At 45.4% G+C, this 537-nt stretch carries 1 pseudogene; it reads left to right on the top strand.

The features are described 5' to 3' along the window. A pseudogene (locus H8S65_RS20905) lies at positions 1-537 on the top strand (hypothetical protein); the annotation flags it as partial.

The following is a 537-nucleotide window of genomic DNA, read 5'->3' as shown; positions in this document are numbered from 1 at the left end:
GGTACGCCTTCATACCGGTATGAACTTACCTTGTCTGATTTTCTTGAATCGAATGGTTTTAAGGATTTGGTGGATGATGTGAATAAAGTGCCGGAAGAGATTGAAGATAAAGTAAAGCCAGTCCGGGAGCACACTAAGCGTTCATGGCGGGACGTGATGGAAACTTTGGGGATGATGTTTGACCCGGAAGGGGATTATTTCACCGAACTTATCAAGCCGCTGGCCGTGCATACGGCACAACTTATCGTCGGTACTAATTCCCAGCAGATGGAACTTATAGGGGTGAAGTTCATTCCGAATGCAGATAATGATGCCAACTATTTCAAGAATACGGCAGGAAAGTTAGTGCACTTCACCGTTAGCGAGGAAATCCGCGAATGGGCTATCCCGGCGGCATCTTTCCGGCTAAATAATTCGCTTGCCTATTATGTCTATGCCAAATGTCCTAAAGAAGGGAAAAATGGCTCAATATATGTCAGTGAACGGCAGATAAAGTTAGAGGATGAAACAGGGTACTATCATTTCTGGGTGGGGGTG

The organism is Parabacteroides hominis, assembly GCF_014287585.1.
Lineage (GTDB): Bacteria > Bacteroidota > Bacteroidia > Bacteroidales > Tannerellaceae > Parabacteroides > Parabacteroides hominis.
The sequence above is the reverse complement of the archived record's forward strand: the minus strand, read 5'-3'. Positions and strand labels throughout refer to the sequence as shown.